Annotated in this window: 27 protein-coding genes and 1 other RNA gene; 13 read left to right on the top strand and 15 right to left on the bottom strand. The window is 60.6% G+C overall.

The genetic code is table 11. The features are described from left to right. Positions 1 to 236: 236 nt before the first annotated feature. From HU762_RS05490 to argE, 3 genes are all read right to left on the bottom strand, one after another. Positions 237 to 1,565 carry an OprD family outer membrane porin gene (locus HU762_RS05490; RefSeq protein WP_186633913.1) on the bottom strand — a complete coding sequence of 443 codons (1,329 nt, stop codon included), beginning with the start codon at positions 1,563 to 1,565 and terminating at the stop codon, positions 237 to 239. A 470-nt stretch (positions 1,566 to 2,035) separates the two neighbouring features. Continuing rightward, positions 2,036 to 3,334 (bottom strand): amino-acid N-acetyltransferase, encoded by a 1,299-nt coding sequence (gene argA / locus HU762_RS05485; RefSeq protein ID WP_186633910.1) that lies wholly within the window; start codon positions 3,332 to 3,334, stop codon positions 2,036 to 2,038. Positions 3,335 to 3,473: 139 nt separating this feature from the next. Beyond that, entirely contained in the window at positions 3,474 to 4,631 is a 1,158-nt protein-coding gene (gene argE, locus HU762_RS05480) for an acetylornithine deacetylase (RefSeq protein ID WP_186633907.1), read from the bottom strand. Positions 4,632 to 4,791: 160 nt separating this feature from the next. Here argE and HU762_RS05475 point away from each other — a divergent pair, with 160 nt between their 5' ends. Beyond that, positions 4,792 to 6,159 carry a CYTH domain-containing protein gene (locus HU762_RS05475; RefSeq protein WP_186633904.1) on the top strand — a complete coding sequence of 456 codons (1,368 nt, stop codon included), beginning with the start codon at positions 4,792 to 4,794 and terminating at the stop codon, positions 6,157 to 6,159. 53 nt (positions 6,160 to 6,212) lie between these two features. Here the strand turns inward: HU762_RS05475 and HU762_RS05470 are convergent, their stop codons facing one another. After that, positions 6,213 to 6,683: an Lrp/AsnC family transcriptional regulator gene (locus tag HU762_RS05470; RefSeq protein WP_186633901.1), complete on the bottom strand. Its 471-nt coding sequence runs from the start codon at positions 6,681 to 6,683 to the stop codon at positions 6,213 to 6,215. A 126-nt stretch (positions 6,684 to 6,809) separates the two neighbouring features. Here HU762_RS05470 and HU762_RS05465 point away from each other — a divergent pair, with 126 nt between their 5' ends. The 5 genes from HU762_RS05465 to HU762_RS05445 all read left to right on the top strand — a co-directional run bounded on the left by HU762_RS05465 (position 6,810) and on the right by HU762_RS05445 (position 10,973). Next, a complete protein-coding gene (locus HU762_RS05465) occupies positions 6,810 to 7,148 on the top strand; it encodes a hypothetical protein (RefSeq protein ID WP_186633898.1) in 339 nt (112 codons plus the stop codon). A gap of 150 nt (positions 7,149 to 7,298) precedes the next feature. Beyond that, on the top strand, positions 7,299 to 9,083 hold the full coding sequence (locus tag HU762_RS05460; protein WP_186633895.1) for a GspE/PulE family protein: 1,785 nt from the start codon (positions 7,299 to 7,301) through the stop codon (positions 9,081 to 9,083). Between the two features lie 124 nt (positions 9,084 to 9,207). Further along, positions 9,208 to 10,128, top strand: coding sequence for an SPFH domain-containing protein (locus HU762_RS05455; protein ID WP_186612132.1), 921 nt, complete (start codon positions 9,208 to 9,210; stop codon positions 10,126 to 10,128). A gap of 9 nt (positions 10,129 to 10,137) precedes the next feature. Further along, complete coding sequence (locus HU762_RS05450; RefSeq protein ID WP_186633892.1) at positions 10,138 to 10,587, top strand: NfeD family protein; 450 nt, start codon at positions 10,138 to 10,140, stop codon at positions 10,585 to 10,587. Positions 10,588 to 10,655: 68 nt separating this feature from the next. Further along, positions 10,656 to 10,973 (top strand): DUF2388 domain-containing protein, encoded by a 318-nt coding sequence (locus HU762_RS05445; RefSeq protein WP_186633889.1) that lies wholly within the window; start codon positions 10,656 to 10,658, stop codon positions 10,971 to 10,973. Between the two features lie 87 nt (positions 10,974 to 11,060). On the opposite strand, the gene gcvH is transcribed toward HU762_RS05445, so the two are convergent. The 8 genes from gcvH to HU762_RS05405 form a co-directional block, all read right to left on the bottom strand. Then, positions 11,061 to 11,444 carry a glycine cleavage system protein GcvH gene (gcvH, locus tag HU762_RS05440; RefSeq protein WP_186633887.1) on the bottom strand — a complete coding sequence of 128 codons (384 nt, stop codon included), beginning with the start codon at positions 11,442 to 11,444 and terminating at the stop codon, positions 11,061 to 11,063. Positions 11,445 to 11,496: 52 nt separating this feature from the next. Then, complete coding sequence (gcvT, locus tag HU762_RS05435; RefSeq protein WP_186633884.1) at positions 11,497 to 12,579, bottom strand: glycine cleavage system aminomethyltransferase GcvT; 1,083 nt, start codon at positions 12,577 to 12,579, stop codon at positions 11,497 to 11,499. A 170-nt stretch (positions 12,580 to 12,749) separates the two neighbouring features. After that, positions 12,750 to 14,372 carry an iron ABC transporter permease gene (locus HU762_RS05430; RefSeq protein ID WP_186633881.1) on the bottom strand — a complete coding sequence of 541 codons (1,623 nt, stop codon included), beginning with the start codon at positions 14,370 to 14,372 and terminating at the stop codon, positions 12,750 to 12,752. Between the two features lie 100 nt (positions 14,373 to 14,472). After that, positions 14,473 to 15,477 (bottom strand): extracellular solute-binding protein, encoded by a 1,005-nt coding sequence (locus HU762_RS05425; protein ID WP_186612812.1) that lies wholly within the window; start codon positions 15,475 to 15,477, stop codon positions 14,473 to 14,475. Between the two features lie 113 nt (positions 15,478 to 15,590). After that, positions 15,591 to 16,808, bottom strand: coding sequence for a 2-octaprenyl-3-methyl-6-methoxy-1,4-benzoquinol hydroxylase (locus tag HU762_RS05420; RefSeq protein WP_186634448.1), 1,218 nt, complete (start codon positions 16,806 to 16,808; stop codon positions 15,591 to 15,593). Positions 16,809 to 16,869: 61 nt separating this feature from the next. Further along, a complete protein-coding gene (gene ubiH / locus HU762_RS05415; protein WP_186633878.1) occupies positions 16,870 to 18,057 on the bottom strand; it encodes a 2-octaprenyl-6-methoxyphenyl hydroxylase in 1,188 nt (395 codons plus the stop codon). Further along, the gene (gene pepP, locus HU762_RS05410) at positions 18,054 to 19,388 is read right to left on the bottom strand and encodes a Xaa-Pro aminopeptidase (RefSeq protein WP_186633875.1); all 1,335 of its coding nucleotides are present in this window, start codon (positions 19,386 to 19,388) and stop codon (positions 18,054 to 18,056) included. Before pepP ends, ubiH begins: the two co-directional genes overlap by 4 nt. A gap of 25 nt (positions 19,389 to 19,413) precedes the next feature. Further along, entirely contained in the window at positions 19,414 to 19,968 is a 555-nt protein-coding gene (locus tag HU762_RS05405) for a YecA family protein (protein ID WP_058542287.1), read from the bottom strand. Between the two features lie 129 nt (positions 19,969 to 20,097). On the opposite strand from HU762_RS05405, the gene HU762_RS05400 reads away from it, so the two are divergent. From HU762_RS05400 to HU762_RS05385, 4 genes are all read left to right on the top strand, one after another. Continuing rightward, positions 20,098 to 20,307, top strand: coding sequence for a TIGR02449 family protein (locus tag HU762_RS05400; protein ID WP_003177365.1), 210 nt, complete (start codon positions 20,098 to 20,100; stop codon positions 20,305 to 20,307). Next, positions 20,304 to 20,621, top strand: a complete 318-nt coding sequence (locus HU762_RS05395; protein WP_039590276.1) for a cell division protein ZapA — start codon at positions 20,304 to 20,306, stop codon at positions 20,619 to 20,621. Before HU762_RS05400 ends, HU762_RS05395 begins: the two co-directional genes overlap by 4 nt. 30 nt (positions 20,622 to 20,651) lie before the next feature. Next, a non-coding RNA gene (ssrS, locus tag HU762_RS05390) (6S RNA) lies at positions 20,652 to 20,831 on the top strand. A 118-nt stretch (positions 20,832 to 20,949) separates the two neighbouring features. Beyond that, positions 20,950 to 21,570 (top strand): 5-formyltetrahydrofolate cyclo-ligase, encoded by a 621-nt coding sequence (locus HU762_RS05385; RefSeq protein WP_186633872.1) that lies wholly within the window; start codon positions 20,950 to 20,952, stop codon positions 21,568 to 21,570. Between the two features lie 20 nt (positions 21,571 to 21,590). Here HU762_RS05385 and HU762_RS05380 read toward each other — a convergent pair whose 3' ends face one another. Continuing rightward, positions 21,591 to 21,737 carry a hypothetical protein gene (locus HU762_RS05380; RefSeq protein WP_186633869.1) on the bottom strand — a complete coding sequence of 49 codons (147 nt, stop codon included), beginning with the start codon at positions 21,735 to 21,737 and terminating at the stop codon, positions 21,591 to 21,593. Between the two features lie 196 nt (positions 21,738 to 21,933). On the opposite strand from HU762_RS05380, the gene HU762_RS05375 reads away from it, so the two are divergent. Beyond that, positions 21,934 to 22,386 carry an EVE domain-containing protein gene (locus HU762_RS05375; RefSeq protein WP_186633866.1) on the top strand — a complete coding sequence of 151 codons (453 nt, stop codon included), beginning with the start codon at positions 21,934 to 21,936 and terminating at the stop codon, positions 22,384 to 22,386. A gap of 30 nt (positions 22,387 to 22,416) precedes the next feature. Here HU762_RS05375 and HU762_RS05370 read toward each other — a convergent pair whose 3' ends face one another. Beyond that, entirely contained in the window at positions 22,417 to 22,827 is a 411-nt protein-coding gene (locus HU762_RS05370) for a flagellar basal body-associated protein FliL (RefSeq protein ID WP_186612798.1), read from the bottom strand. Between the two features lie 150 nt (positions 22,828 to 22,977). Between HU762_RS05370 and HU762_RS05365 the strand changes: the two genes are divergently transcribed. After that, positions 22,978 to 23,955: an NADPH:quinone oxidoreductase family protein gene (locus tag HU762_RS05365; protein ID WP_186633864.1), complete on the top strand. Its 978-nt coding sequence runs from the start codon at positions 22,978 to 22,980 to the stop codon at positions 23,953 to 23,955. A gap of 227 nt (positions 23,956 to 24,182) precedes the next feature. Next, positions 24,183 to 25,532 carry a glycerol-3-phosphate transporter gene (gene glpT, locus HU762_RS05360; RefSeq protein WP_186633861.1) on the top strand — a complete coding sequence of 450 codons (1,350 nt, stop codon included), beginning with the start codon at positions 24,183 to 24,185 and terminating at the stop codon, positions 25,530 to 25,532. Here the strand turns inward: glpT and HU762_RS05355 are convergent. Beyond that, complete coding sequence (locus HU762_RS05355) at positions 25,508 to 26,176, bottom strand: gamma-glutamylcyclotransferase (RefSeq protein ID WP_186633857.1); 669 nt, start codon at positions 26,174 to 26,176, stop codon at positions 25,508 to 25,510. The genes glpT and HU762_RS05355 overlap by 25 nt on opposite strands. Positions 26,177 to 26,340 lie beyond the last annotated feature (164 nt).

Here is a 26,340-nt window from a genome sequence, read left to right as displayed (position 1 = left end):
TTTTGATTTTTTGAAAAAGAATGAATACTCAGTTCTTTATACTTTTAGCGAATATAAAAAACTGTTCACTGGCGTCATTGCGCATAGCAGCCGAAGATCACCCCGAGGTTCGAGAAGGCCTCGAGTTGCTGAAAAGAGGAGAAGGTTCGGGGAAGGCTACAGGGGTGGGCCAGACCCGAAACGCAAAAGCCCCGCCCGGCGTGATGCCGGGCGGGGCTTTTTTACTTCGCTACGTCTTACATGAAGTTGTAAGTGTAGTTGAAGATCAGGCGGGTCTGATCCTGGTCGTCAATACCGGTGCTGCTGCCACGGTAAGAGCCATGACGCAGGGTAGCGCCGAAGCCCTTGAGCGAACCTTGCTGGACAACGTAGTCCAGACGCATGTCGCGTTCCCACTCGGAAGTTTCGCTTCCGCCGGTGGCGGACTTGATGTCATCGCCGTGCAGATAGGCAATCGCTGCCTTCAGGCCAGGAACGCCCAAGCCAGTGAAGTCGTACGAGTACTGACCAAACGTGGTGTTCTCACCTGCACGAACGAACTGATGGATCATGCTGTCGGTGAACAGGTAGAAGCTTGAACCACCCGCGCCTTCGTTGCGACCGTTGTCGTTAAGCAGGCTGCCTTGGTTCATGTAGACGAAGCCACCGTCATCGCCCACTTGCTGGTGACCCAACAGGAACGCGCTACCGCCCAGGGTGTACGTGAACATGGCGCTCCAGGTCTTGTTATCGACCTCGCCCGGGGTCTTGGCATAGCCACCGTTGTTGTTGAAGCTGTAGCCCGCGTCGCCGTTGCGGCCGTCCGAGCTGCTGTCGAAGTAACGCAGGTCAGTCTTGAACGACTGGCCTTCGCTGATCGGGAACACGTGTACTGCGCCCAGGAAGTGTTGCTTGTAGTAATCCTGCAGGTTGGCGTAGTAGTACTGCAGGGTCAGGTCTTTGGTGACCTTCCAATCAGCACCGGCATAACGGAACTGGTTACTTTCTTCAGTACCACCGTTGACCGCCAAGCCGGTGCTGTTAGTCCCGGCACGGCCAACGGCGTGTTCCAGTTGACCGGCATTGAACGTCACGTTGTCCAAGTCCTTGGAGGTGATGGTGCCACCTTCAAAGGTTTGCGGCAGCAGGCGGCCATCGTTGGCGACCAGGATCGGCAGGTTAGGCTGCAGAGCCCCCCCCAGGTGTGCCTCGGTCTTGGAGAAGAGCGCCTTCACATTGCCCGACGCACGGCTCCAGCTGTGTTCCGCCGAACCGTCGGAATCGCTAGGCGAGAAAGAGTTGTTGTCTGCTGGGCGCTGGCCTTTACCGCCATCCAAGTGAAGACCAACCAACGCTTGGGCATCGATACCAAAACCAACGACACCTTGAGTGAAGCCGGACTTGTAATCGAACTTCAGGCCGGTCGCCGCCTCACGCTGATCTTCGGCGCCTTCACGGTTATCGTTGTCAAAATACATGGTACGAGAACTAACAGACGCCTTGCTGTCTTCGATAAAACCGGCGGCGCCTGCTTGCTGCGCCAATACCCCAACGGCCACTGCCATGGCCAAGGTGGACTTCTTCATGTTTCGCTCCTCTCGTTTTCTAATTCTTGTGTGTCGTTGGTTCCGGTTCGAACGCCCGGAATCCGCGGATGCGCGATTAGCGCCAGACCGTGACTGGCAAGTCAACCGCAACCCTTTCGGACTACGACCATGGTCTAACCCCGCGACACCGGCCCGAAGAATAATGGATTCTTTATAAATCCAAAAAGAATTGTTTCAACAGTTTTCAGCTCGTTTCGACATATGGATGCCATCAAAGCGTCATCAAGCCGTGACAAGGCTTATCGGCGACGTCGAGGAATACTGAATGGTGTTTTATGGGCATTTGCGAGGTCCGCGAATCCTGGCGGCGAGATAGGCTCCGACGCCTCCAATGGCGCCGATCAGGATCACGACGGCTCGGCATGCCGCGATCTTGACGTGTTCCAGACTAGCTGCTCATTGTCTGAAATCAAGAAGACCGCGGCTGCACGCAAGTTTGGGACGATCGGCTACAGGGTTTTTTCGAAGATTTTCGAGTTGCGCTGGTAGTTGTAAAGCGACGCTCGCGCCGCTGGCAGGCGCTCGACGCTACTGGGTTCAAAGCCCCGCTCACGGAACCAGTGGGCGGTTCGGGTCGTGAGTACGAACAGGGTCTTGAGCCCCTTGGCACGGGCCCGGGTTTCGATCCGCTCCAGCAATTCATCGCCCCGGCCACCGTGGCGGTATTCCGGGTTCACCGCCAGGCAGGCCAACTCCCCGGCGTCAGAATCGGCGATCTGGTACAGCGCCGCGCAGGCGATGATCATGCCTTCGCGCTCGACCACGCTGAACTGTTCGATTTCACGCTCCAGCACTTCGCGAGAGCGACGCACCAGGATTCCTTGCTCCTCCAGCGGGCTGATCAGGTCGAGCAAGCCGCCGACGTCCTCGATGGCCGCTTCGCGCACCACTTCGAATTGCTCTTGGGCAACCAGCGTGCCGCTACCGTCCCGAGTGAACAGCTCAGCCAGCAACGCGCCGTTTTCGGCATAGCTGACGATATGGCTGCGCGCGACACCGCCACGGCAAGACTGGGCGGCCGCGTCCAGCAGTTCGGCCTGATAGTCGCTGCCCAGGCGCTGCATGTGGGCCGGGACCTGCTGCGGCCGTAACTCGCGAACCAGCCGGCCATCTTCACCGATCAATCCCTGTTCGGCACCGAACAGCAGCAGTTTATCGGCCGCCAGATCAATGGCCGCCCGGGTGGCGACGTCTTCGCAGGCCAGATTGAAGATTTCGCCGGTGGGCGAATAGCCCAACGGCGACAGCAGCACGATGGAGCGCTCGTCCAGCAGGCGATTGATGCCCTTGCGGTCGACCCGACGCACCTCGCCGGTGTGGTGATAATCCACCCCTTCAAGCACGCCGATCGGCCGCGCGGTGACCAGGTTGCCGCTGGCGACCCGCAGCCGCGATCCCTGCATCGGCGAGGACGCCATGTCCATGGACAAGCGCGCCTCGATAGCAATGCGCAACTGCCCGACTGCGTCGATCACGCACTCCAGCGTGGCGGCATCGGTGATGCGCATGCCGTGATGATAATGCGGTGTCAGGCCCCGGGCAGCGAGGCGGGTTTCGATCTGCGGGCGCGAACCATGAACCAGCACCAGGCGTACGCCGAGGCTGTGCAGCAGCACCAGGTCATGGACAATGTTGCCGAAGTTGGGATGCTCCACCCCATCGCCGGGCAGCATGACGATGAAGGTGCAATCGCGGTGGGCATTGATATAGGGCGAAGCGTGACGAAGCCAATTGACGTATTCGGGCATGAACCTGGGCCTGTAATAAATAACAGCCGAAATAAAGACGAAGCGGAACGCACAGCGGGCTGGTGGTTATCGTCGGAACAGGCTTGGCGACACGCGCGCTCTCCTCATGAGATGAAATACGGGCCCGCAGGCGGGCAATTTAATCGGCCGTGGCCGGTGTCAGGCAATAATGCCCGATCAACTGGCGCAACAACTCTACGGTAGGTTGCAAACGTGACATTTCAAGGTATTCGCCGGGCTGGTGGGCACAGGCAATATCGCCGGGACCCAACACCAGGGTTTCGCAGCCAAGACGGTGAAGATAAGGCGCTTCGGTAGCGAACGCCACTGCTTCGGCGCGATAACCGGTGAGCCGTTCGGCGACCCGGACCAATTCCGCATCCTCGGCCTGCTCGAATGGCGGCACTTCGGGAAACAGCGGCGCATAGTCGATCCTGACCTTGTGACGCTCGGCAATCGGATCGAGCTTCTGCTGGATCGCCGCCCGTAGAACTTGCGGGTCCATGCCCGGCAAGGGCCGCAGGTCGAATTCCATGGAGCACTGGCCGCAAATCCGATTGGGGTTGTCACCGCCGTGGATGCAGCCGAAATTCAGGGTCGGCTGTGGCACGGTGAACTGAGGGTTACGGAATTCCCGCTGCCATTGCAGGCGCAAACCGCGCAGCTCGCCCATGGCGTCGTGCATCGCTTCGAGGGCGCTATGGCCCAGGCTCGGGTCGGAGGAATGGCCGCTGCGCCCGAGGATGTCGATGCGCTCCATCATCACCCCCTTGTGCAGGCGGATTGGCCTGAGACCCGTGGGCTCGCCGATCACCGCCGCGCGCCCCAGCGGGCGTCCTGCGTCGGCCAGGGCACGGGCGCCAGCCATGGAGCTTTCTTCGTCGCATGTGGCAAGGATCAGCAACGGTTGCTTGAACGGTTGATCCAGCAAAGGCCTGACCGCTTCGATGGCCAAGGCAAAGAAGCCCTTCATGTCGCAACTGCCCAGGCCCACCCAACGCCCATCGACCTCGGTGAGCTTCAAGGGATCGGTCTGCCACAGCGCGCCATCGAACGGCACCGTGTCGCTGTGCCCGGCCAACACCAGCCCGCCGGGGCCGGTACCGAAACTGGCCAGGAGATTGAACTTGCCGGGGCTGACCTGCTGGATATCACAGGAAAATCCAAGCTCGGTGAGCCAGCCCGCCAACAGTTCGATCACGGCAGCATTGGACTGGTCCAGCGCTGGCTGGGTACAACTGACCGAAGGCGCGGCGATCAGGGCAGCGAACTGATCTTTCATGGATGGCAAAGGCATCGCTGGCTCCGGGGCATACCAATTTGACGTCCATCATAGAACCATCGGGAGTCAGGAAGGAACCGTCGCGGCGCGTAGGACGGACGAGTCCTGTACACTGCACGACCTTGGCAGCCACACCTTCCCCCGGCTGCGCACCTGATCCCTGGATTTTCCGGCCATGCAGAAAGAAACCGAAATCAAACTCCGCGTCAGCCGCGAGACCCTGGCAGCGCTGCGCGAGCATCCGCTGCTGAAAAAGCGCAACAAGAGTGGCTGGGAACGCCACGAACTGATGAACCAGTACTTCGACACGCCGGAGCGTGAGCTGGCCCGGGCCAAAGTCGCCCTGCGCCTGCGTCGCGACGGCGAAGAGGTGATCCAGACCCTCAAGACCCGCGGCCAGAGCATCGCCGGCCTGTCCGAGCGTAACGAATACGACTGGCACCTGCCCAAGGCCAAGCTCGACATCAAGAAGCTGGAAGGCGAATGCTGGCCAGAGGCGCTGGCCGAACTGGACAAGAAGACCCTCAAGCCGATCTTCACCACGGATTTCGTCCGCGAACGCGCCGAGATCGCCTGGGGCCGTGGCAAAAGCAAAGTCGTCATCGAAGCCGCGCTGGACCTGGGTCACGTCGTAGTCGGCAAGCAAAAGGAAGAAATCTGCGAGCTTGAGCTGGAATTGCGCGAAGGTGAGCCGGCTGCCCTGCTGGAACTCGCCGCCGAGCTGGCCGCCACCCTGCCCTTGATGCCTTGCGACATCAGCAAGGCCGAACGTGGCTATCGCCTGCATGACGCCAGCAGTTACGCCCTGAGCCTGCCTGCCCCGCAACTGGCCGGCGAGACACCGCTGGACGACGCCTTCGCCGCGTTGAGCTGGCATTTGCTCGGCAGCAGCCAGCGCCTGGCCGAGCAATATCGCTTCAACGGCCATTGGCGACTGTTGCAGGACTGGGTGGAGAACCTCGCCGAACTGCGCGCCTTGCTCAGCAGCCTTGGCCAGGCCGCGCCGCGCCAATCGACCCACGACTTGCGCGTCGCCCTGGATGCGCTGTTGGAAGATTGGCGTCCGCTGGTCCAGGCTGGGCTGGATGACGAAGACGTGCGCAAGGCAGCGCCGGAACAGTTCCTCGAAGAGCTGCAAGACCCACGTTGGGGCCTCTTTTCGCTGAACGCTTCACGCTGGCTGCTGGCCCGTAGCTGGACCACCGGCCGCAACACCCGTGGCGATCGCCAGGGCGCCGCGCAACTGGCCAGCTGGCTGCCACGCCTGCTGAGCGAGGAGGCCTCGTCGCTGCAACTGCAACGTTACCAGCAGCAACCGGAAGACCTCGCGGAGCAATTGCCACGCATCGAGCGCATCCAGGCCTGGCTTCACCATGCTCGCCAAGTGTTGGAAATCCCGGAGATGGACCGCCTCTATGGCGAACTGAACAAATTGGCGCAACTGGCCAACGAGCCGATCACCGACGAAACCCTGGATGCGCGCAAGCAGCAGGCTATTGCGGTGTATCAGAATCGGGCCTGGAAGACTTTGTTGCGCCTGTGATGCGCTGAAACTGCGGCGAGGGAGCGTGCTTCCCTCGCCACAAAAACGGCCGGTCAGCGCATAACCGGCAAGCTCGTCGTCGATTTGATCTCCGACAGCGCCACGATCGAATTCACTTCCTGAATCCCCGGCACCATCGACAGTTTCTCGAAAAAGAATCGCTCATAGGCCTCGATATCCGCCGTGACAATTCTTAGCAGGAAATCCACCGATCCCATCAGCACGTAGCATTCCAGCACCTCGGGAAAGCCACGGATCGCCTCGGTGAACTCGGTGAAATTCGAGCGGCCATGGGCGTTGAGCTTGATCTCGGCGAAAATCTGCGTGTTCAGGCCAATTTTCTTGCGATCCAGAAGCGTCACTTGCCCACGTATGACCCCCTCCTCCTTCATCCGCTGAATCCGCCGCCAACAAGGTGATTGGGACAAACCTACCTGCTCGGCGATCTGCGCGCTGGACAGGGATGCATCCTCTTGCAGCAGCGCCAATATCCTGCGGTCGTAGGCGTCCAGCTCAATTTGCATAGATAAACCCGTAATTATCCAACTATGGACTTGGCCAATTCATAATTTTAGGAATCTTACGCATCTTAGATAAGAAATACCCCGCCGCGCATGTAAACATTTCTTCCGCACTTCAGGAGATCGCACATGCCTTCATTCGAAACCGTCGCAACAGCCCCGACCCGCGCCGATGTCTGGCACACCGCCAACGCGCATTGTCGCGTTCAATTTCAGCTGCAGGGCGAAGCCGAGCCGGACTTGCCGTGCCGGGTGCTAAACCTGTTTGCCTTGCAGGGCCTGACGCTTGAGGCTGCGCAGATCCAGCGTCACGACGACTTGCTGTCCATGGAAGTTCTTCTGGGCGGCCTGAGCTGGCACCGTGCCCAAGTGCTGGCTGAAAAATTGCGTAACTTAATCAGCATCTGTTCGGTGGACGTACAAGACGCCGAGATTGCGCTGGGCGGACCGGTTCAAGCGGTCGGTTGAGGGCCTCGGGGCAAAAATTGGAAACGCATTGGTCGGGTAGTGGCCCAACGGTCCATAGGGTCGGGACTATTCTTTTGCAGAACAAGCCGGAATGCCGAAGCGTCTGCTTCGCGGCTTTGCTGCAATTGTCCAATAGGAACTCGAACGCTCATGTCCACCAAACACGCCACTCAGGATCGCTGGCTGGACCTCAACGATCTGCTGCGCCAACTGGTCGCCCAGGGCATCATCAGCCAGGATTCAGCCGAAACAGCGCTTAACGCCCGCCGGCGCCATAACGCCAACAGCCAGTTGCACCCGTTAGAATTCATTGCCAACCAGCACCTCGACGACCTTAGTCGCCCCGGTAAGCGCCTGGACCTGGAAAACCTGACCCTGTGGCTGGCCCAGCAGGCCGACCAGCCCTACATGCGCATCGATCCGTTGAAAATCAACGTGGCGGCCGTTACGCCGCTGATGTCCTATGCCTTTGCGCAACGTCACAAGATCCTCGCCGTGGCGGTCGATCGCGACGCCGTCACCGTCGCCAGTGCCCAGCCCTATGTCAGCAGTTGGGAATCGGACCTGACCCACGTGCTCAAGCTACCGGTCAAGCGGGTGGTCGCCAACCCGGTGGATATCCAGCGCCTGAGCGTAGAGTTCTATCGCCTGGCCAAATCGGTCAGCGGCGCCACCACGGTCGACCAGCAACCGAGCAACCTGAGCAATTTCGAACAGTTGCTCAACCTGGGCGCCAGCGATCAGGAGCCGGACGCCAACGACGCGCATATCGTCAATATCGTCGACTGGCTGTTCCAGTACGCCTTCCAGCAACGCGCCAGCGATATCCACATCGAACCGCGCCGCGAGCAAGGCACCGTGCGCTTTCGCATCGACGGGGTGCTGCACACTGTCTACCAGTTCCCGCCACAGGTGACGATGGCCATCATCAGCCGACTCAAGAGCCTGGGCCGAATGAACGTCGCTGAGAAACGCAAGCCGCAGGACGGCCGCGTCAAGACCAAGACCCCGGACGGCGGTGAAGTGGAGTTGCGACTGTCGACCCTGCCGACAGCGTTCGGCGAGAAAATGGTCATGCGGATTTTCGATCCGGAAGTGCTGCTCAAGGATTTCGACCAGTTGGGTTTTTCCGCCGACGACCTGCGGCGCTGGCAGGACATGACCCGCCAGCCCAACGGCATCATCCTGGTAACGGGCCCCACCGGGTCCGGCAAGACCACCACTCTCTACACCACGCTGAAGAAACTGGCGACGCCGGAGGTGAATCTCTGCACCATCGAAGATCCGATTGAAATGGTCGAGTCGTCCTTCAACCAGATGCAGGTGCAGCACAATATCGAGTTGTCCTTTGCCGCGGGCGTGCGCGCGCTGATGCGACAAGACCCGGACATCATCATGATCGGTGAGATTCGTGACCTCGAAACCGCGGAAATGGCGATCCAGGCAGCACTCACCGGGCACCTCGTGCTATCGACGTTGCACACCAACGATGCGCCGAGTGCCATAAGCCGCCTGCTGGAGCTCGGCGTGCCGCATTACCTGATCAAGGCCACGGTGCTCGGGGTCATGGCCCAGCGCCTGGTCCGCACCTTGTGCCCGCATTGCAAGTCGCCCTTGACCCTGGACGAAGACGACTGGCAAACCCTGACGCGTCCCTGGCAGGCTCCCCTGCCCACCAACGCCCATCAAGCCGTCGGTTGTTCGGAATGTCGCGACACCGGCTATCGCGGGCGCGCCGGGGTGTACGAAATCATGCAACTGACAGACAGCGTCAAAGGTTTGATCCACCCCGACACCGACCTGCTGGCCGTGCGCCGCCAGGCATTCAAGGAAGGCATGCGCAGCCTGCGACTTTCAGGGGCGCAAAAAGTCGCGGCGGGCTTGACCACCGTCGAGGAAGTGTTGCGGGTAACGCCGCAGAGCGAGCAGAAGTAGGCACCGTCCGGCGAAGGAACGGAAAGGTCCCACAAACAAACCGGAAAGGACCATGGCAAAGATAATGGCTGTTTGCCCTACACTGGGAGCTTCGCAGGTCCATTAATTCGCACAGGGAACAGTCATGCAAATCGGTAGCGTACTTCTACTTTTTATCGGCCTCGTGGTCGCCATCCTGTTCATGGGATTCAAGGTCGTGCCGCAAGGCTACCAATGGACAGTCGAGCGGTTCGGCCGCTACACCAACACGCTCAAGCCCGGCCTGAACATCATCATTCCCGTGATGGATCGCATCGGTCGCAAGATCAACGTCATGGAAAGCGTGCTGGACATCCCGCCACAAGAAGTCATCACCGCCGACAACGCCACGGTACAGATCGACGCCGTGTGCTTTTTCCAGGTGGTCAATACGGCTCAGGCCGCCTACGAGGTCAACAACCTCGAACACGCCATCCGCAACCTGCTGCAAACCAATATTCGCACGGTGCTCGGATCCATGGAGCTGGATGCCATGCTGAGCCAACGCGACGGTATCAATGAAAAACTGCTGCGCACCGTCGATGAAGCCACGGCGCCGTGGGGCATCAAGATCACGCGTATCGAGATCAAGGACATCAGCCCACCGGCCGACCTGATGGCCGCCATGTCCGGGCAGATGAAAGCCGAACGGATCAAGCGCGCCCAGATCCTCGAAGCCGAGGGCTTGCGAGCGGCGGCGATTCTGACCGCCGAAGGCAAGAAGCAGGCGCAGATCCTCGAGGCAGAGGGCAGCCGCCAGGCTGCGTTCCTTGAGTCGGAAGCCCGCGAACGCCAGGCGCAAGCCGAAGCCCTGGCCACCCAGGTGGTGTCCCAGGCCATCGCCGACGGTAACGTCCAGGCGGTGAATTACTTCGTCGCGCAAAAATACATCGACGCCTTGGGCCGCCTGGCCTCGGCCAACAACAGCAAGGTGATCCTGATGCCACTGGAAGCCAGCCAGGTCATCGGCGCAGTGGGCGGCATCGGCGAAATCGTCAGGGCCACTTTCGACAGCAAGAAAGCCTGAGGCGCGCGTATGTGGGTATTCCTGCAGCAAATGTCGTACTGGGACTGGCTGGCGCTGGGCGTCATCCTGCTGATCCTGGAAGTGTTTGGCGCCGGCGGTTACCTGCTGTGGATCGGCATGGCAGCCGCCGCCGTCGGGGTGCTCACGTTCGTCCTGCCGCAGCTGCCCTGGGAAATGCAATTCCTGCTGTTCGGCCTGTTCGCCATCGCGACAGCCTTGTACTGGTGGCGACGCCAGCGCAGCGCTGTTCGTCAAAGCGATCAGCCGCACCTGAACCTGCGTGGCCAGGAACTCATCGGCAAGGCCTTCCTGGTGCATGAAGCGATTGTCGACGGCCGCGGCAAGATCAAGGTGGCCGACGGCGTCTGGCTGGCCAAGGGGCCCGATTCGCCCGTTGGCGCCCGGGTCAAGGTAATTGCCCAGGAAGGCGCGATATTGACAGTCGAACGGACGGACTGACATGTCACGGAACTGAATCAGTGCGTGGGTAATCCAACGTCATAGTTAACCCTGTGGAGTCACCTATCATGCGTCTCAAACTTGCTGTCGCGACCCTGGCCTTGCTTTCTCTTCCCGTTGGCTCGGCAATGGCCGACACGTTTTGGCGTAACGTCATCTCGTCCGGTGCGACCACCGGTTCCACCTACCTGACCTTCAAGGATAACAAGCTGATCGTTGCCGCCCAGGACGACGCCGGCAGCTTCGTCGCCAGCGACGGCGGTATTCGTGGCCCTTATCTGGAAGCCGCGATGCAGAAAGTCCGTGCCGACAACCCAGGCCTGCAGGCCACCGACATGGAACTGGCCAACGCGATCCTGGCGAAAAACGCCATCGCCCAGGAGTGATTCCAGGTCGATGAAAAATGCCGCTCGGTTGAGCGGCATTTTTTTGCCTGAAGATATTCCAAGGCTGAGCTGAATAACCTGTGTGGGTTATTCGCCGATAGCAGCCTTGTAGCCTGCCGCATCGAGTAACTTGTCCAGCTCGGCCTTGTCGCTTGGCTTGAGCTTGAAGATCCAGGCGCCGTAGGGATCGGAGTTCAGCTGTTCCGGCGAACCACCCAAGTCTTCGTTGATCGCGGTCACTTCGCCTGAAATCGGCGAATAGATATCAGAAGCCGCTTTAACCGATTCGACCACACCGGCCTGATCGCCCGCAGCAAAAACCTTACCGACTTCAGTCAACTCGACAAACACCACATCGCCCAAGGCTTCCTGCGCATGATCGCTGATGCCCACGGTGACAGTACCGTCGGCTTCCAGGCGCGCCCACTCATGGCTTTCGGCAAAACGCAGTTCGGCAGGGATATCACTCATATTCTGTGTCCTCAAGAGAAAGTGTCAGCGGCCAGCGGCCCGCCGCAAAAGGTTAGATCAAGGTTTTGCCATGGCGGACGAAGGTCGGCTTGACCACTCGTACCGGGTACCACTTGCCACGAATTTCCACCTCGGCACGGTCGGCGGTAGCCATCGGAACACGTGCCAAGGCAATCGACTTGCTAAGCGTAGGAGAAAAACTACCACTGGTGATCTCCCCTTCGCCAATATCGGCGATGCGGACCACTTGATGGGCGCGTAGAACACCGCGCTCCTCAAGCACCAACCCGACCAGTTTGTGCTGCACGCCGGCAGCGAGCTCTGCTTCCAGGGCGCTGCGGCCGATGAACTGGCGGCTTGCAGGTTCCCACGCGATGCTCCAGGCCATGTTCGATGCCAAGGGTGAAACATCCTGGTGAATGTCCTGGCCGTAGAGGTTCATGCCAGCTTCCAGGCGCAAGGTATCCCGGGCGCCGAGACCGATGGGCGGAATGCCGGCGCCCACCAGATCGTTGAAAAAACTCGGGGCTTCATGGGCCGGCAGAACGATTTCCAAACCGTCTTCACCGGTATAGCCGGTACGGGCGATGAACCAGTCACCGTCGGCGCGGCCTTCGAAGGGTTTGAGCTGCTGGATCAACTGGCCGCGTGATTGGGTAACCAGTTCGGCAATCTTGTGCCGGGCTTGCGGCCCCTGGATGGCCAGCATCGCCAATTCGGGGCGCTCGTGCAGTTGCACGGCGTACTCGCCAAGTTGCGCCTGCATCCAGGCCAGATCCTGGTCGCGGGTGGAAGCATTGAACACCAGCCGGTAACCCTCCTCGACCCGGTAGATGATCATGTCGTCGACGATTCCGCCACGCTCGTTGAGCATAGTGCTGTACAACGCGCGGCCAGTGTCCTGCAAGCGATCGACATCATTGGCCAGCAAGCGCTGCAACCAGGCCTTGGCCTGGGGACCGGCAACGTCGATCACGGTCATGTGGGATACATCGAACACGCCGCAGTCACGACGCACCTGATGGTGCTCCTCAACCTGCGAGCCGTAGTGCAAGGGCATATCCCAACCGCCAAAATCGACCATCTTCGCGCCAAGGGCGAGATGAAGGTCATACAGAGGCGTACGCTGTCCCATGGGTTTCTCCTTCCGGGCTTGGCGAAGGTGCGGACGGGTACAACCACAGCCCAAACGTCTGAAAAAGATTTTTCTGACGTTCTTGGCTACCCGATCCGACAGACGGACCGCACCGAATGCCGCGCATTGTATCCGCATGCTGTTGGACTGACACCTAGGCGTGCTCTCAATTAGTTGAGAACGCGTCGATGGGCCGAACGCCGTATCAATCCGATGACCGGCAACAGCCCCACCAGCACCAAGGTCAGCGCCGGCAGTGCAGCCCGCGCCCATTCCCCTTCGCTGGTCATTTCAAAGATCCGTACCGCCAGCGTGTCCCAGCCGAACGGGCGCATCAGTAGCGTCGCCGGCATTTCCTTGAGTACATCGACGAACACCAGCAGTGCCGCGCTCAACGTGCCGGGCAGCAGCAACGGCAGATACACGTTGAAAAACAGTCGCGGCCCACTGACCCCGAGACTACGTGCTGCTTCGGGCAATGACGGGCGAATACGCGCCAAGCTGCTTTCTAAAGGACCGTAGGCCACGGCCAGGAAACGCACCAGATACGCCAACAACAGCGCTGACAGGCTGCCCAGCAGCAACGGCTTGCCTGCGCCGCCGAGCAGGACCGACAGGGGAATGACCAGCTCACGGTCCAGATAGCTGAACGCAAGCATGATCGACACCGCCAGCACCGATCCGGGCAAGGCATAGCCCAGGTTCGCCAGGCCGACACCCGCGCGGATGGGCCGGCTTGGCGCCAGACGTCGAGCGAAAGCCAGCAATAATGCGACACAAACGGTGACCAGGGCCGCGAGGGCGCCCAGGTAGAGGGTGTGAATGATCAAGCCGGCATAACGCTCGTCCAGGTCGAAACGACCGCGCTGCCAGAACCACACCACCAACTGCAGCACCGGAATGACAAACGCGCAGGCGAATACCAAAAGACACCAGCCGCTGGCAGCCACCGCCTTGAGCCCTCGCAAATGATACAGCGCCTTGGCCCGCGGTCGCTCGTTGCCGGCCCGTTGGGCGCCCCGGGCGCGACGTTCGCCGTAAAGCACCACCATGACCGCCAGCAGCAGGAGGCTGGCCAGTTGGGCAGCGCTGGAGAGGCTGAAAAAGCCGTACCAGGTTTTGTAGATGGCCGTGGTAAAGGTGTCGAAATTGAACACCGACACCGCCCCGAAATCTGCCAGGGTCTCCATCAAGGCCAGGGCCACGCCGGCACCGATTGCCGGCCTGGCCATCGGCAGCGCCACTCGCCAGAACGCCTGCCATGGCGATTGGCCGAGCACCCGGGCGGCTTCCATCAAGCCCTTGCCCTGGGCCAGGAAAGCACTGCGCGCAAGCAAGTAGACGTACGGGTAGAAAACCAGCACCAACACCAGGATCACACCGCCGGTCGAACGTACCCGGGGCAGGCGCAAGCCGCTGCCGAACCACTCACGCATCAGCGTTTGTACCGGGCCGGCAAAATCCAACAGGCCAACGAAGACAAACGCCAGCACATAGGCGGGAATCGCGAACGGCAGCATCAGCGCCCAGTCCAGCCAACGGCGGCCGGGGAATTCGCACAGGCTGGTGAGCCAGGCGAGGCTGACACCCAACATTGTCACGCCGATGCCGACGCCTACGATCAGCGTCAACGTGTTGCCCAACAGACGCGGCATTTGCGTATCCCACAGGTGGGACCATATCTGCTGGTCGACGCTCTGCCAGGAAAGCAGCAAGACACTCAGGGGCAACAGGACCAGCCCGGCAACGGCGAAGACCAGGGGATACCAACGGCGTTGGGCGGGGTGGGTCAAGGAGAGTTCTCGGTTGAAGGTCGTCGCTGACAAATGGCTTATGTGGCGAGGGAGCAGGCCCCCTCGCCACATATCATCAACGAACTGAAGCGGACTTGTATCAGTTCCAGCCAGCGCGATCCATCAGGCGAATGGCTTCGGCCTGGCGTTTGCCCGCCACTTCCACCGGCAGGGAATCGGCCTTGAACTTGCCCCACGCCGCGACTTCCTTGGACGGCTCCACTTTCGGGTTAGCGGGGAATTCCTGGTTCACGTCGGCGAAGATATTCTGCGCTTCTGGGGTGGTCATCCATTCCACCAGTTTCTTCGCGGCTTCCGGATGCGGGGCATGCTTGGTCAGGCCGATGCCCGAGAGGTTGATGTGCACGCCTCGGTCGGCCTGGTTAGGCCAGAACAGCTTAACTTTCAAGTCTGGCTTCTGCTGGTGCAGGCGACCGTAGTAATAGGTATTGATGATGCCAACGTCGCATTGGCCGGCGTTGATCGCTTCAAGCAATGCGGTGTCGTCGGAAAACACATCGGTGGATAGGTTCTTGACCCAGCCCTTGATGATTTCCTCGGTTTTTTCCGCGCCATGCGTTTCGATCAGGGTGGCGGTCAGCGACTGGTTGTAGACCTTTTTCGAGGTGCGCAGGCACAAGCGGCCTTCCCACTCTTTACCGGCAAGCGCCTCGTAGGTGGTCAGTTCGCCCGGCTTGACCCGGTCGGTCGAGTAGGCAATGGTCCGCGCCCGCAGGCTCAGGCCGGTCCAGGCGTGGGAAGAGGCGCGGTACTGAGGCGGGATGTTGGCATCGATCACCGGGGAGGTGAACGGCTGGAGAATGCCCATCTGCTCAGCCTGCCAGAGGTTGCCGGCATCGACGGTCAGCAGCAGGTCGGCAGTGGCGTTGGCGCCTTCAGCCTTGATCCGCTGCATCAATGGCGCTTCCTTGTCGGTGATGAACTTCACCGATACGCCGGTCTTCTTGGTGTAGGCGTCAAAAACCGGTTTGATCAGTTCATCGATGCGCGAGGAATAAACCACTACCTCATCGGCGGCCTGAGCGACAGAAGTGCCAATCAGGGTCAGTGCGAGGGCGGACAGCAGGCGTCTGGTTGCCAACATGGTAGCGGTCTCTCGATTGTGAACGAGCGCAAATGATAAGGACTCACATTTAGCACCACAATCGAACAGTGGGCAGACACATTTCCAAATGTTGCAAGAGTGGAGATCCGGACTTAAACCTTGGCCAGATCCGGCAAGTCTCCAGTCAACCCCAGCGCCTCGCGCACGAACAAGGCCTTGGCCTCGGGCATGCGGTTTACCAGCTTCAGACCAGTGTTACGCAGCCAGCGCACCGGCAATGGGTCGGCCTGGAACAATCGCTCGAAGCCTTCCATTGCCGCCATCAATGCGAGGTTATGCGGCATGCGCCGCCGCTCGTAGCGACTCAGTACCTTGGCGTCCGCCAGGCGCTCGCCGCGCCCGGATGCTTGCAACAGCACCTCGGCCAACACCGCGGCATCGAGAAACCCCAGGTTCACGCCCTGCCCGGCCAGCGGATGGATGGTGTGGGCCGCATCGCCGATCAGCGCCAGCCCTTCGGCCACGTAACGCTTGGCATGACGTTGCCGCAGCGGTACGCACAGACGCGGGTCGGCATTCAAGACAGTGCCTAGCTGGCCCTCGAAAGCCCGCTCCAGTTCGGCACAGAAACTGCCGTCATCAAGCGCCATCAAGCGCTGCGCTTGACCCGGTGTCGTCGACCAGACGATCGAGCACCAGTCGTGTTGACCGTCGCGTTCCAGCGGCAGGAATGCCAGCGGACCGTCGTCGGTAAAGCGTTGCCACGCGGTGTGACGATGAGGCCGGGCGCTGCGTACGCTGGTGACGATAGCGTGGTGCAAGTAATCCCACTCACGCGTGGCGATCCCCGTCAGTCGACGCACGGCGGAATTCGCCCCGTCGGCGGCAATCACCAGGGGCGCGCGCAAGGTGCGGCCATCGGCCAGGGTCAGCAGCCAATCATCGCCGGAGCGACGCATCTGCTCCAGCCGCGCATTGGCCAGCAGGCCCAGGTCGCAATCGTGCAATCGGTCCAGCAAGGCGTCCTGCACGACACGGTTTTCAACGATATGCCCCAGGACTTCGGCATGCAGGCTGGCGGCTGAAAAGTGAATCTGCCCAGTGCCGCTGCCGTCCCACACATGCATGTCGGAGTAAGGGCTCGCACGTCGGGCGGTGATGCCGTCCCAGACGCCCAGACGCTCGAGGATCCGCTGGCTGGCGGCCGACAAGGCACTTACCCGGGGCTCGAACGCCGCATGGGGATCAAAGGGCTTGACGCTCATCGGACTGCCGTCGAGCAACAGCACTTGCAAGCCACTGCCCTGCAACGCCAGCGCCAGGGCGCTGCCGACCATACCGGCACCGACAATCAGCAGATCTGCACGCAATTCCATGCTTTAAGCCTGTGTTGCTGGCGACATCGGTCGCCCGTGAAAAGAATGAGCCGGATCACGCATCGGGACGCGTCCCCAATCCCATGGCCTGGCGGGCGAACCAGCGCTTGGCCGGTGGCAGCAGGTCAAGCCCCAGCAGACCGAGGTTGCGCCCGAGGGAGACCAGGGGCAGGTCGCTGCTGAACAGGCGCGTCACTTGGTCGGAGAAGCCCACGGTGAGGGCCTGGTCCAGCCGCTGACGCTCGCGGTAGGCTTGCAATACAGCAAAATCGCCTGGCGCGCTGTCACTCTCGAGCAATGCATCGGCCAAGGCCTGCGCATCACGCAAGGACAGGTTGAATCCCTGCCCGGCAATCGGGTGCAGGCTGTGGGCCGCATTGCCGAGGATCGCCAGGTGCGATCGGACTTGCTCCTCGGCCTCCACCAGCGCCAGCGGATACAGATGCCGCGCGCCCACTTGTTTCAACGTGCCCAGCCGGTAGCCGAACACATGCTGCAATTCAGCGAGGAAGCTGCGCTCGTCGAGGGAGGCCAGCCGTTGCGCGTCCATGCCTTGGCGCGTCCAGACCAATGCACAACGATTTTCCGGCAATGGCAACAAGGCCATCGGGCCGTCATCGGTGAAGCGCTCGAACGCCACGCCGTTGTGGGCCTCACCAGGCGTGACGTTGGCAATCAAGGCGCTCTGGTCGTAGGGTCGATTTCGCACACCGACGCCCAACTGCTCTCGCAATCCGGAGCGACCGCCATCGGCCAATACCGCAAGTTCGCATTCCACGGTGGTTTCGTCGTCGAGGGTCAGTCGATACCCAGCGACTTGCGGCTCCATTCGGGTGACTTGCGCCGGACACCGCCAACTGACAACGTCTTTATCCAGGCCTTGCCACAGGCACTGGCCGAGCCAAGCGTTTTCCACCACGTAGCCCAGGGCCGGCACGCCCTCCTCCATGGCGGACAACCGCGCCGTGGAAAACCGCCCACGGTCGGAGACGTGAATCTGCTTGATCGGCTCGGCGCGACGGGAAATTTCCTGCCACAGGCCCAAGCGTTGATAAATTTGCCGCGCGCCGAATGAGAGCGCCGATGAACGCGCATCGTAGCTTGGCTGCCAGGCATCACCAGGCGCAAAGGGCTCGATCAGCATGATCGTCCAGCCCCGGGCCTTGGCCCCGGCCTGCAAGGCCAGCGCCAGGCTTGCGCCAACCAGGCCGCCCCCGATGATTGCCACATTGACCCGGCTCATGCCGCCTGGGTCCGCGCATCGGCCATCAGGGCCTCGATTTCGGCGACCGTTTTCGGCACGCCACGGGTCAGGATTTCACAACCGGTCTTGGTTACCACCACGTCATCCTCGATGCGCACGCCAATGCCGCGCCATTTTTTCGCGACGCGGCGGTCGTTCGGGCCGATGTAGATGCCCGGTTCCACCGTCAGGGTCATCCCGACCTCCAGCACTCGCCACTCGCCGCCGACCCGGTATTCGCCCACGTCGTGCACGTCCATGCCCAGCCAATGACCGGCGCGGTGCATGTAGAACGCCCGGTACGCTTCACTGGCGATCAATTCATCCACCTCGCCCTCCAACAGCCCGAGCTGCACCAGACCTTCGGTAATGACCCTGACTGTTGCTTCGTGGGCCTGGTTCCAGTGTTTCTCCGGCGCGATTTCGGCGAATGCGGCTTCCTGGGCGGCCAGCACTATTTCGTAGATCGCCTTCTGCTCGGGCGAGAACTTGCCGCTGACCGGCCAGGTCCGGGTGATGTCGCTGGCGTAGCAGTCAATTTCACAACCGGCATCGATCAGCACCAGGTCACCGTCCTTGAGCAGCGCATCGTTCTGCTGGTAATGCAGCACGCAGCTGTTGCGCCCGGCCGCGACGATGGAACCGTAGGCCGGCATTTTTGCGCCGCCCTTGCGAAACTCATAGTCTAGCTCCGCTTCCAGGCTGTATTCGTAAAGACCCGGACGCGCCGCTTGCATAGCGCGGATGTGCGCCTGGGCGGAAATCCGCGCCGCTTCGCGCATGACTTTTATTTCCGCCGCCGTTTTATACAGGCGCATGTCGTGCAGCAAATGATCCAGGGCAACGAATTCGTTCGGCGGCTGGGCGCCAAGGTGGGCCTTGGACCGGATCACGTTGATCCATTCCATCAGGTGCCGGTCGAACTCCGGGTTACTGCCCATGGCCGAGTACACCCGGTCGCGGCCTTCGATCAGGCCCGGCAGGATGTCGTCGATGTCAGTGATGGGAAAGGCGTCGTCGGCACCGTAGTCATGGATCGCACCTTCCTGGCCCGCGCGCAGGCCGTCCCACAACTCTCGTTCGGCGTTGCGCTCGCGACAAAAGAGGATGTATTCGCCATGGGCGCGGCCGGGCATCAGCACCAGCACCGCTTGCGGCTCGGGAAAGCCGCTGAGGTATTGGAAGTCACTGTCCTGGCGGTAGACGTGCTCGACGTCGCGGTTGCGGATCGCAACGGCGGCGGCGGGCAGGATTGCGATGCTGTTGGGTTCCATCTGCGCCATCAGGGCCTTGCGGCGACGGCTGTATTCCGATTTCGGGATATGAATCATGGGCAGACGGGGTTCCCTCTAAAAATTAATGCAAGGACGGCTTGGGGGCCGCTGCATCGGTTTTCTTGGTCTCGGTGAACAGCAGCAATGGCGCGACCCGCAGGTACTCCATCACTTCCATGTAGTCGCTTTCGCCGTCATCGGACTCTTCCAGGGCATCCTGGACCTGGGAGATCGCGGCCAAGTCCTGCAACACTTCCTTCGCTTCTTCGCTCAGCGCGTATTCGCGGCGGGTCAGGCCGAAACCGGCGAGGAAGCCCTGGCACCACTGGCCCAGCGCCGCGGCGCGTTCGGCCAAGGGGGCGTCGTCAGTGGGCAATAGCAGGACGACGGTCATGTCGTCGCTGGTCAACTCGCCCTTGACCATTTCCTGCAGGCCGATCAACGCGTTACGGACGTTGTCCGCCGGCTCGCCTTCCAGCAGCTCGGCGGCGTCGGCCAACCAGCCGTCGGCTTCGAAACCGGCGCCGGCGCAACTGCGACCGAGCAACAAGCCATGCAGCTCTGCAGGCGAGACAGGATGACCGCTGGTGCTCAGCAGGGTGGCGAACGCTTGGTACGGGGAATTCTGAATGGGCATGGGCAGCTAGGCGCCAGACGGCGCTATGTCTAGAATGGAGGCCTTGTATCCTACATCGACAGACTCGCCAAGACCATTAAAGGCTGTGCGACCCTTATCCCCCATCAGACACAATCTTCAGTGGACACAATGGAAGACACCGACCTGCAAGCGCTGATGGCCAGACTCGAGTTGCTAATTGACCGGGTCGAGCAACTTAAGAGCCAAAACGGACTCCTATTAGCTCAGGAAAAAACCTGGCGCGAGGAACGCGCGCACCTCATTGAAAAAAACGAAATCGCCCGGCGTAAGGTCGAATCGATGATTTCGCGCCTCAAGGCCCTGGAGCAAGACTCATGAGTTCAAGCAATAGCGTTACCGTGCAGATCCTCGATAAAGAGTATTCGATCATCTGTCCCCAGGAAGAGCGCAGCAACCTGGTGAGCGCCGCCCGTTACCTGGATGGCAAGATGCGCGAGATCCGCAGCAGCGGCAAAGTCATCGGCGCTGATCGCATCGCCGTGATGGCCGCCTTGAACATCACCCACGACCTGCTGCATCGCCAGGATACGCCGGACGTACAGGTCAGTGGCTCGACCCGTGAACAGGTTCGCGACCTGCTTGATCGGGTGGATCTGGTACTCGCCACCGATCCGGACGTCAGCAAGGGCTGATTCGCGCGACTGCCTGGGGTATACTGACGTCACTCCCTGGGGTGCTTGCCAGTTGGTGATGTCCCTGAGCCGATACGCACAACCACGGGGGTTGCACGTTGGGGCCGGTGTGCATGTCCGCTTGACGGAAAGCCTTAACGCCTCCTGCAACTTCCACCTTGAACTTTCGGGTTCAAGGGCTAAGCCGACAGCGGTTCATCCGGGGAGCCTGATTCTCGAAACAATGCCAGTCATTCATGACTGGCATTGTCGTTTCTGGCGTTTGGCATTTCTGGTCGCATCGTTTGCGGTTACGCTGTCCGATGTCGCCGACTCGTGAAGCATCGATATGACTGAACCTGCGCTGCTGTCTCGCCCGCAACTTCGACGCCTGCTGCGCCAGGCCCGTCGCGCCCTGACACCTGCCCAACAGCGGCAAGCCGCTCACGGGCTTTATCGGCAACTGGCCCAGCATCCGCTGTTTCGCCGCGCCAGACACATCGCCCTGTACCTGCCCAACGACGGCGAGATCGATCCGCGCCTGCTACTGCGCGCTGCCCAACGCCGGGGCAAGGCCGTCTACCTGCCGGTACTCAGCCCATGGCCGCAAACCAAGATGGTCTTCCAGCGAATCCATCCCGGCGAGAAAATGCAGCCCAATCGCTTTCGTATCCCTGAACCGCGCAAGAATATCGCCCGGCAACGCAAGGTCTGGACACTGGACTTGGTATTGTTGCCGCTGGTCGGATTTGACGACGCGGGAGGTCGGCTAGGCATGGGTGGCGGCTTTTATGACCGCAGCCTGGCGTACCTGTCGCGACGCAGACAATGGCGTAAGCCGACATTGCTGGGCTTGGCCCACGAGTGTCAGAAAGTCGAACGATTGGCACAGGCAAGTTGGGATGTACCGCTACAGGGAACGGTCAGCGACAGGCGTTGGTACTTTGCACGAGAGACGCCGCGAGAATAGCGGCGTCTTGGAAAACAAGCTCAGCGCTTGAGCGAAGGCGCTGGTTGGGTGATTTCTACCGGAGCATCGGTCTTGTTGCTCCATAAACTCTGGGCGTAACCCGTGGTTACGACCCCGAGGCCGAACAGGATGACCAGTATCCACAACAAATCCGGTTTGCGTTTCATCGATTGCCCCCCTCAAGGCAGATCACACACGATGACAGCAGCGGTTTTCTTATTGGCCGTGCAGCAGCGTCAAGCTTGGAAGGCCGGCATTTTGCGGCAACCTGAACCCACACGCAAACTCTGGCGTCAACCGACTGTCGGTTTGTCATAAAATCGCTGAACTTTTTTAACTCAACACCCCCCAGGAGTAGAAATCATGGCCTATTGGCTGATGAAATCCGAGCCCGACGAATTGTCCATCCAGGGCCTGGAAAAGCTCGGCCAAGCGCGCTGGGACGGGGTTCGCAACTATCAGGCGCGCAACTTTCTGCGAACCATGACAGTCGGCGACTCATTTTTTTTCTACCACTCCAGCTGCCCCGAGCCCGGCATCGCCGGGATCGGCAAAATCATCAAGGCCGCCTATCCCGACCCAACGGCCCTGGAACCTGACGGCCATTACTTCGACGCCAAGGCCAGCCTGGAGAAAAATCCCTGGACCGCGATCGACGTGGCCCATGTCGAGACGTTCTCACGCGTCCTGAAGCTCGACTATCTAAAACAGCAGGCCGCCCTGGCCGAGATGCCGCTGGTGCAAAAAGGCTCACGGTTGTCGGTGATGCCGGTGACGGCCGAACAGTGGGCGGCGGTCATTGCATTGAAATCTTGAACGATAGGCGGCTGACCCGCTTGATCGGGCTTACTGGATGATCAGGTTGTTGAACAACAGATCTTCAACCATCGGCTTGCCGGTCTCGTCGTTCATGACCTGCTGGGTCTGCTTCAACGCTTCCTGACGGAGCTTTTCCTTGGCTTCGAGGTTATTCATGGTCTCGCTGGTCTGCTGGGCAAACAGCGCCACCAATTGATTGCGAATCAACGGCTCGTTTGCCTTCACCGCTGCAGCGGCGGCATCGCCGGTCACGCGCAAGGCAACGTCGGCCTTGTAGACCTTCAGCTTCGTCGTACCGTCCAGCCCATAATTGCCCACGAACGGTGGGCTCAGGGTGATGTAGCTGACCTTCGGCGGCGCCTCGCCCTCTTTGGCTTCTTCGGCCATCGCAGCCACAGGCAACGACAGGGCCAGCAACAACATGATCCACGCTTTCACATTCCACTCCTCATCCGATTTGCGGCCCAGCATACCGACCCGCCGTCCAAGCACAAGCTTATGAACAGCTATCAGGGCGGGGCATGCTCGTTGACCCCTTGACTCTCACACCTACACTTATCGGCCATCACTCCCAAAGGAATAGCCCTGATGAAAGCCGTGCTGTGCAAAGAGTTCGGTCCCGCCGAATCGCTGGTGCTGGAAGACGTCGCCAGTCCAGTCATAAAGAAGAATGAAGTGCTGCTGGACGTGCACGCCGCCGGGGTGAATTTTCCTGACACCTTGATCATCGAGGGCAAATACCAGTTCAAGCCACCCTTCCCGTTTTCCCCGGGCGGCGAAGCGGCGGGCGTCGTCCGTGAAGTGGGAGAAAAGGTCAGCCACCTGAAAGTCGGCGACCGGGTCATGGCGCTCACCGGTTGGGGCAGCTTCGCCGAGCAGGTGGCGGTACCGGGCTACAACGTATTGTCGATTCCTTCGACCATGGACTTCAACACCGCTGCCGCCTTCAGCATGACCTACGGCACCTCGATGCACGCCCTCAAGCAGCGAGCCAACTTGCAGCCCGGTGAAACCCTGCTGGTGCTCGGCGCCTCCGGCGGAGTCGGCCTGGCGGCGGTGGAAATCGGCAAGGCCATGGGCGCCAGGGTCATTGCCGCCGCCAGCAGCGCGGAGAAACTCGCCGTGGCCAAGGCCGCCGGTGCCGACGAATTGATCAACTACAGCGAAAACAGCCTCAAGGATGAAATCAAGCGCCTGACCGACGGCCAGGGCGCCGATGTGATCTACGATCCGGTGGGCGGAGACCTGTTCGACCAGGCCATCCGCGCCATCGCCTGGAACGGCCGGTTGCTGGTCGTCGGCTTCGCCAGCGGACGCATCCCCGAACTGCCGGTGAACCTGGCCCTGCTCAAGGGCGCCGCCGTAGTCGGCGTGTTCTGGGGCTCATTTGCCCAGCGCCAGCCCCAAGACAACGCTGCCAACTTCCAGCAATTGTTCGGCTGGTTCGCCGAAGGAAAGCTGAAGCCGCTGGTATCGCAAGTGTACCCACTGAGCAACGCCGCCCAGGCGATCAATGACCTTGGGCAGCGCAAGGCTGTGGGGAAGGTGGTTGTGCAGGTGCGTTGAAACCAGACGGACAAAAAAGGCCAGAACCGCTGATAAGGCGGTTCTGGCCTTTTTTTCTGCGTACGACGATTCCCACAGCGCCGTCAGTTTATACGCACGCGACATGTTCGCTTAAGAACATGATCAATCGAATTTTCCACTATTTATGCGACAACGAGCGGTGCTATTTTCGGTAACGAAACTGTAACATTCGCATCCGCCGTTATAACAAGAACTGGAGCACTTGAATGTTTGCCTTCTTCCGACCAGCCGTACACCAGGCAGTCCTGCCTGAAGAAAAAATAGACAGCACCTACCGACGCCTTCGCTGGCAGATTTTCGCCGGGATTTTCATTGGCTATGCGGGTTACTACCTGCTGCGCAAAAACTTCTCCCTGGCCATGCCATACCTCATCGACGAGGGTTACACCCGCGGCCAATTGGGCTTGGCCATGTCGGCCATTGCCATTGCCTACGGATTGTCGAAATTCTTGATGGGCCTGGTGTCCGATCGCTCCAATCCACGCTACTTCCTGCCATTTGGCTTGTTGGTGTCAGCCGGTGTGATGTTCGTTTTCGGTTTTGCGCCGTGGGCAACGTCCAGCGTAACCATCATGTTCATCCTCCTGTTCATCAACGGCTGGGCCCAAGGCATGGGCTGGCCGCCGAGCGGACGGACCATGGTGCACTGGTGGTCGCAGAAGGAACGTGGCGGCGTGGTGTCGGTGTGGAACGTGGCGCACAACGTCGGCGGCGGCCTGATCGGCCCGCTGTTCCTGCTGGGCATGGCCTGGTTCAATGATTGGCACGCGGCATTCTATGTGCCGGCCACGGTGGCGCTGTTCGTCGCGGTATTTGCCTTCGCGACCATGCGCGACACCCCGCAATCGGTGGGCCTGCCGCCAATCGAGAAATACAAGAACGACTACCCTGAAGGCTACGACGCCAGCCACGAGAACGAATTCAGCGCCAAGGAAATTTTCGTCAAGTACGTGCTGCGCAACAAGATGCTGTGGTACATCGCCATGGCCAACGTCTTCGTCTACTTGTTGCGCTACGGCGTGCTGGACTGGGCGCCGACCTACCTCAAGGAAGCCAAGGGCTTCACGGTGGACAAGAGCTCCTGGGCTTACTTCTTCTACGAATGGGCAGGTATTCCGGGCACGCTGTTGTGTGGCTGGATGTCCGACAAGATCTTCCGTGGCAATCGTGGCCTGACCGGCATGGTATTCATGGCGTTGGTAACCGTGGCGACCCTGGTGTACTGGCTGAACCCGGCCGGCAACCCGACCGTCGACATGATCGCCCTGGTTTCCATCGGCTTCCTGATCTACGGCCCGGTCATGCTGATCGGCTTGCAAGCGCTTGAGCTGGCGCCGAAGAAAGCCGCCGGTACCGCCGCGGGCTTCACTGGGTTATTCGGTTACCTGGGCGGCTCGGTCGCGGCCAGCGCCGCCATGGGCTACACCGTGGACCACTTCGGCTGGGACGGCGGCTTCGTACTGTTGATCGGTGCCTGCCTATTGGCAATGGCATTCCTCGCGCCCACCCTGTGGCACAAGCAAATCGCCAGTCAGAGCCGCGAAGCGGTCGTCTGATCCAGCGTTGATTTGCAGCGCCTGAGCCGCGCCTCCAGATTCCGGTCTGGCATGGCGTGGCTGCGCAGGGCGTGGATGGTCTGCTCGACATAATCGCGAGTCGTGCCATAACGCCCGCAGGCACTTTCGAACACTTGGCTCAGCACATGATCCGGCAGGTTGCCGGCATAGCTGGGCAAGTGTCGCTCCAACACGAAACCCAAGGCTTGAACCCGGTTGCCATCCTCAAGACGGCACGTGAGCCAGTGCGGGCGGTAGGACGGGACCGGCATTTCGCGCTGCCACAGGGCAAACAACGAATCCTCAAGGTTCTCTTGTGGCAATCGGTAAGCGAAACCGCTGCAAGAGCCGCCGCGATCCAGCCCGAACACCAAGCCCGGCAGTTCCGGCGTACCGCGATGCTCATGGGACCATAGATACAATCCACGATGATAACCGTGGACCCGACCGCGCAATCGCTCCGCTGCCGTGCACTCCGGCCGCCAGATCAACGAGCCGTAGGCGAACAACCAGACCGGGCCGCCTTGATGAAGACTCATGGTCGACTGCATGGAGGCGAGCAATTGTTCGCGGGTCAGCTGTGGACCCAACTCGAGTCGTGGCGGGTACAGGGCGCAGGTTATGGCGGATTCGATAGCGGTCATGGCCGGTAGCGGTTGGCTCCTCGCGGGGCGAAAAGTGGTCGGTGTGCCGTCATGGCATTGACGGTCAGGGGAATTCAGGCAAGTTAAATGCCATTGCGTACCCTATATACGTTATCGGTATCTAGCCCCGAGACTAAATATCGAAACGAAATATATAAAGTTAT

Origin of the sequence: Pseudomonas sp. SWRI92, from assembly GCF_014268685.1 — a bacterium.
Taxonomy (GTDB): domain Bacteria; phylum Pseudomonadota; class Gammaproteobacteria; order Pseudomonadales; family Pseudomonadaceae; genus Aquipseudomonas; species Aquipseudomonas marvdashtae.
The sequence above is the reverse complement of the archived record's forward strand: the minus strand, read 5'-3'. Positions and strand labels throughout refer to the sequence as shown.

Excerpts from the sequence above, each read along its gene's own strand:
- HU762_RS05455 (WP_186612132.1), top strand. The coding sequence starts at position 9,208 with ATGCAAATCGGTAGCGTACTTCTACTTTTTATCGGCCTCGTGGTCGCC.
- HU762_RS05355 (WP_186633857.1), bottom strand. The coding sequence starts at position 26,176 with ATGACCGCTATCGAATCCGCCATAACCTGCGCCCTGTACCCGCCACGA.
- gcvT (WP_186633884.1), bottom strand. The coding sequence starts at position 12,579 with ATGGGACAGCGTACGCCTCTGTATGACCTTCATCTCGCCCTTGGCGCG.
- ubiH (WP_186633878.1), bottom strand. The coding sequence starts at position 18,057 with ATGAGCCGGGTCAATGTGGCAATCATCGGGGGCGGCCTGGTTGGCGCA.
- HU762_RS05385 (WP_186633872.1), top strand. The coding sequence starts at position 20,950 with ATGACTGAACCTGCGCTGCTGTCTCGCCCGCAACTTCGACGCCTGCTG.
- HU762_RS05405 (WP_058542287.1), bottom strand. The coding sequence starts at position 19,968 with ATGCCCATTCAGAATTCCCCGTACCAAGCGTTCGCCACCCTGCTGAGC.
- HU762_RS05395 (WP_039590276.1), top strand. The coding sequence starts at position 20,304 with ATGAGTTCAAGCAATAGCGTTACCGTGCAGATCCTCGATAAAGAGTAT.
- HU762_RS05460 (WP_186633895.1), top strand. The coding sequence starts at position 7,299 with ATGTCCACCAAACACGCCACTCAGGATCGCTGGCTGGACCTCAACGAT.
- HU762_RS05400 (WP_003177365.1), top strand. The coding sequence starts at position 20,098 with ATGGAAGACACCGACCTGCAAGCGCTGATGGCCAGACTCGAGTTGCTA.
- HU762_RS05470 (WP_186633901.1), bottom strand. The coding sequence starts at position 6,683 with ATGCAAATTGAGCTGGACGCCTACGACCGCAGGATATTGGCGCTGCTG.
- pepP (WP_186633875.1), bottom strand. The coding sequence starts at position 19,388 with ATGATTCATATCCCGAAATCGGAATACAGCCGTCGCCGCAAGGCCCTG.
- glpT (WP_186633861.1), top strand. The coding sequence starts at position 24,183 with ATGTTTGCCTTCTTCCGACCAGCCGTACACCAGGCAGTCCTGCCTGAA.
- HU762_RS05380 (WP_186633869.1), bottom strand. The coding sequence starts at position 21,737 with ATGAAACGCAAACCGGATTTGTTGTGGATACTGGTCATCCTGTTCGGC.
- HU762_RS05445 (WP_186633889.1), top strand. The coding sequence starts at position 10,656 with ATGCGTCTCAAACTTGCTGTCGCGACCCTGGCCTTGCTTTCTCTTCCC.
- HU762_RS05465 (WP_186633898.1), top strand. The coding sequence starts at position 6,810 with ATGCCTTCATTCGAAACCGTCGCAACAGCCCCGACCCGCGCCGATGTC.
- HU762_RS05365 (WP_186633864.1), top strand. The coding sequence starts at position 22,978 with ATGAAAGCCGTGCTGTGCAAAGAGTTCGGTCCCGCCGAATCGCTGGTG.
- HU762_RS05490 (WP_186633913.1), bottom strand. The coding sequence starts at position 1,565 with ATGAAGAAGTCCACCTTGGCCATGGCAGTGGCCGTTGGGGTATTGGCG.
- HU762_RS05375 (WP_186633866.1), top strand. The coding sequence starts at position 21,934 with ATGGCCTATTGGCTGATGAAATCCGAGCCCGACGAATTGTCCATCCAG.
- gcvH (WP_186633887.1), bottom strand. The coding sequence starts at position 11,444 with ATGAGTGATATCCCTGCCGAACTGCGTTTTGCCGAAAGCCATGAGTGG.
- argE (WP_186633907.1), bottom strand. The coding sequence starts at position 4,631 with ATGCCTTTGCCATCCATGAAAGATCAGTTCGCTGCCCTGATCGCCGCG.
- HU762_RS05450 (WP_186633892.1), top strand. The coding sequence starts at position 10,138 with ATGTGGGTATTCCTGCAGCAAATGTCGTACTGGGACTGGCTGGCGCTG.
- HU762_RS05475 (WP_186633904.1), top strand. The coding sequence starts at position 4,792 with ATGCAGAAAGAAACCGAAATCAAACTCCGCGTCAGCCGCGAGACCCTG.
- argA (WP_186633910.1), bottom strand. The coding sequence starts at position 3,334 with ATGCCCGAATACGTCAATTGGCTTCGTCACGCTTCGCCCTATATCAAT.
- HU762_RS05425 (WP_186612812.1), bottom strand. The coding sequence starts at position 15,477 with ATGTTGGCAACCAGACGCCTGCTGTCCGCCCTCGCACTGACCCTGATT.